The following is a 3616-nucleotide window of genomic DNA, read 5'->3' as shown; positions in this document are numbered from 1 at the left end:
GGATGGGCTTTTTCCACCTCATCTAACAAAATGACAGAATAAGGTTTACGTCTGACCGCTTCCGTCAAATAGCCACCTTCCTCATACCCAACATAACCAGGCGGCGCACCGACCAGACGAGCGACGGAATGTTTTTCCATAAACTCAGACATATCAATTCGAATCATCGCGTCCTGTGTATCAAACAGGAAGTTAGCTAGTGATTTACATAATTCTGTTTTACCCACACCTGTAGGCCCTAAAAACAGGAACGAGCCATTGGGACGTTGCGGATCAGATAAGCCTGCTCGACTACGACGAATCGCATTGGCCACTGAGGTAACCGCTTCATCCTGACCAATCACGGTTTCATGTAAGGCGTCGTCCATTTTCAGCAGTTTGTCACGTTCACCTTCCAGCATTTTAGAAATGGGAATGCCCGTCCATTTGGACACAACTTCAGCGATTTCCTCTTCACCCACTTTGTTACGTAGCAGAGTGAACTCCTGCATCTCAGCTTCTGTCGCCAGTTTCAGCTGTTTTTCCAACTCAGGAATACGTCCGTATTGTAGTTTCGCCATTTTTTCATAATCAGCATTACGATTAGCTGCATCAAGTTCAAGACGCGCTTTTTCCAGCTCTTCTTTTACGTGCTGACTACCGTGAAGTGATGCTTTCTCAGACTTCCAGACTTCTTCCAGATCAGTATATTCTCTGGCCAGTTTTTTCATCTCGGTCTCAAGCGTTTCCAGACGTTTTTTGGAGGCATCATCACTTTGTTTTTTCAGTGCCATGCGTTCAATTTTTAATTGAATCAAACGACGTTCCAGGCGATCTAACACCTCTGGCTTGGAATCGATTTCCATACGAATGCGACTGGCGGCTTCATCAATAAGGTCAATCGCTTTATCTGGTAACTTTCTGTCTGTAATGTAACGGTTGGACAAGGTCGCCGCAGCCACAATCGCCGGATCCGTAATATCGACACCATGATGGACCTCATAGCGTTCTGTCAGCCCACGTAAGATGGCGATGGTCGATTCGACAGTAGGCTCACCAACGAGCACTTTTTGGAAGCGACGCTCTAAAGCCGCATCTTTTTCCACATACTGACGATATTCATTTAAGGTGGTGGCACCGATGCAGTGAAGTTCACCACGCGCCAGTGCGGGCTTGAGCATATTACCGGCATCCATCGCGCCTTCCGCTTTACCGGCCCCTACCATGGTATGGATTTCATCAATAAACAGAATAATCTGACCTTCTTGTTTCGATAGATCATTCAAAACAGCTTTCAGGCGTTCTTCAAACTCACCACGGAATTTAGCACCGGCAATCAAAGACCCCATATCCAGCGCTAAAACCCGTTTATTTTTCATACCATCAGGCACTTCACCATTGACGATACGTTGTGCTAATCCTTCCACAATCGCGGTTTTACCGACACCAGGTTCACCGATAAGAACGGGGTTATTTTTAGTACGGCGCTGTAAGACTTGAACAGTACGACGAATTTCATCATCACGACCAATCACCGGATCTAATTTGCCTGCTTCTGCTCTTGCAGTCAGATCAATGGTGTATTTCTCCAAGGCCTGCCGTTGTTCTTCTGCATTTGGATCAGTCACGCGCTCCCCTCCACGAATCTTATCGATGGCGTTATTAATCGCCGTTTTGTTACCACCATGCTGACGTAATAGATCGCCATATTGGTTTTTATCTTCTGCCAATGCCAATACAAACAGTTCACTGGAAATGTACTGATCCTGACGTTTTTGTGCCAGCTTATCGGTTTGATTTAATAACCGGCTTAAGTCTTGTGAAACATGGATATCACCATTGCCACCTTCCACTTGGGCCAGTCGTGATAACTGCTGTTCTAACTCCGCTTGATAAGCGGCTACATTGACACCACTCTGGGCCAAAATCGGTTTGACACTGCCATTTTGTTGTTGCAACAAGGCCAACATTAAATGTACAGGTTCAATGAACTGATGATCTTGCCCGACAGCCATACTTTGGGCCGCAGCGAGTGCTTCATGAAATTTACTGGTTAATTTATCGATTTGCATAAGAGGTATTTCCCCTAAAAAAGTAAGTTAATACAGAAATGGGGTAAACCTCGATAAAAATCAAGAGAGTTAATGCGGATGTTTTTGTAACGTTTCGATATAGCTTGTTAATTGAGCTTTAAGCACATCGATTTCCTGTAAAGGTGATAACGGTTTGCCAACACGGATCTGAACATGACTGGGAACAAAGGGAGCGAGCAATACCTGTCCCTGCGCTCTAATCCCATCCAATCGCACTGGATATATTGGTGTTTTTGTCCATATGGCTAAGCGAACAACGCCTGCTTTTATTGGTCTTGGTGGATCGCTATCTAAATGAATTTTGCCATGAGGAAATAAGGCAATAACCTCTCCCTGTTCCAGAGCGCGTCTTGCTGCTCGCAATGCTTGTTCTGCTCTGCCCTTACGGTCAACAGGAATACAACCGGCCGCTTTGAAAATCCAATGAAGGACTGGCCGATGATATTCTTCTGAGGCGATCAGAAACCGTAATGGTCGACGACTCGCCGCAATCAACAATAAGGGATCAAGCCCGGAAACATGATTAGCAGCCACAATAGCTGGGCCTTGTTCTGGCAAGGGCAAGGGCAACACCAGACCAGGATGACGATGTAATACTTTGCAAAGAAGACGGGTTAGACCATCCAGCCAGTTCACATGCATGCCACCCCAGTCAGCGCGTGACTGAGATAAACACAAGATGAAAAAGGCGAAAACCAGAATTAGCGTTATCCACATACGCTTAACTCTCGAACGGCGCAGTATCTCCCATGCCATGTCGGGTAACTTCAGGTAAGTCATCAACAAATTCAACCACGGTGGTGGGTTCTGCACCACAGGCACCGCCATCAATAATTAGATCCACCTGCTTACCAATGGCGTCAACAATGTCATCGGCATCGGTCATGGGCATATCATCACCAGGCAAGATGAGCGTTGAACTCATTAAGGGCTCATTCAATTCTTCCAGCAGTGCCAATGCAATCGTATGTTCCGGAATGCGTAAACCGATGGTTTTTCGTTTGGGATGCTGTAATTTTCTAGGTACTTCCTTGGTCGCCGGTAAAATAAAGGTGTAAGGACCGGGAGTGTAGGCCTTTAAAAGACGAAAGACCGCATTGTTGAATTTTGCATAGGTTGAGAGTTCTGATAAATCCCGACACACCAAAGTAAAGTTATGATCTACATCCAGTTGGCGAATCCGACGCAGTCGTTCCATGGCATTGTTATCGCCAATCTGGCATCCCAGTGCATAACCAGAGTCAGTGGGGTAGACAATCAAACCACCACCACGAATAATTTCGCAGGCCTGTTTGATGAGTCTGACCTGAGGATTCTCTGGATGTATTTGAAAAAACTGGCTCATATGAAATCACTTTATAAAAAATTGGTCTTAATTCACCCATGTAGACCAGATGGGTGTCACGTTTGGCGGCAAGTCTGTCATTTTACCGAGTTCAGTATAGCTATTGTCAGGGCTGTGAAAGTCGGAGCCTGCAGAAGCCAGCAAATCAAATTCTGTTGCCAGTCGTGCCATTGTTCTCACCTCTTCCGGGTGCTGAGAT

The 3616-nt window shown here is 45.9% G+C and carries 3 protein-coding genes; all 3 read right to left on the bottom strand.

What is annotated here, in order from left to right; all coding sequences use genetic code 11:
- The coding region (locus B4K20_RS16515; protein ID WP_289283760.1) for an AAA family ATPase at nucleotides 1-2051 on the bottom strand (2051 nt) is incomplete at its 3' end.
- 69 nt (nucleotides 2052-2120) lie between these two features.
- The gene (locus tag B4K20_RS16510; protein WP_289283759.1) at nucleotides 2121-2828 is read right to left on the bottom strand and encodes a lysophospholipid acyltransferase family protein; all 708 of its coding nucleotides are present in this window, start codon (nucleotides 2826-2828) and stop codon (nucleotides 2121-2123) included.
- On the bottom strand, nucleotides 2794-3417 hold the full coding sequence (locus B4K20_RS16505; RefSeq protein ID WP_289283758.1) for an L-threonylcarbamoyladenylate synthase: 624 nt from the start codon (nucleotides 3415-3417) through the stop codon (nucleotides 2794-2796). Before B4K20_RS16505 ends, B4K20_RS16510 begins: the two co-directional genes overlap by 35 nt.
- Between the last annotated feature and the right edge of the window lie 199 nt (nucleotides 3418-3616).

Origin of the sequence: Methylophaga sp. UBA5088 (genome assembly GCF_002414625.1) — a bacterium.
Lineage (GTDB): Bacteria > Pseudomonadota > Gammaproteobacteria > Nitrosococcales > Methylophagaceae > Methylophaga > Methylophaga marina.
This window is presented reverse-complemented; position numbering and strand designations above follow the sequence as displayed.

Coding starts and splice junctions, on each gene's coding strand:
- B4K20_RS16510 (WP_289283759.1), bottom strand. CDS start 2,828: ATGGCATGGGAGATACTGCGCCGTTCGAGAGTTAAGCGTATGTGGATA.
- B4K20_RS16505 (WP_289283758.1), bottom strand. CDS start 3,417: ATGAGCCAGTTTTTTCAAATACATCCAGAGAATCCTCAGGTCAGACTC.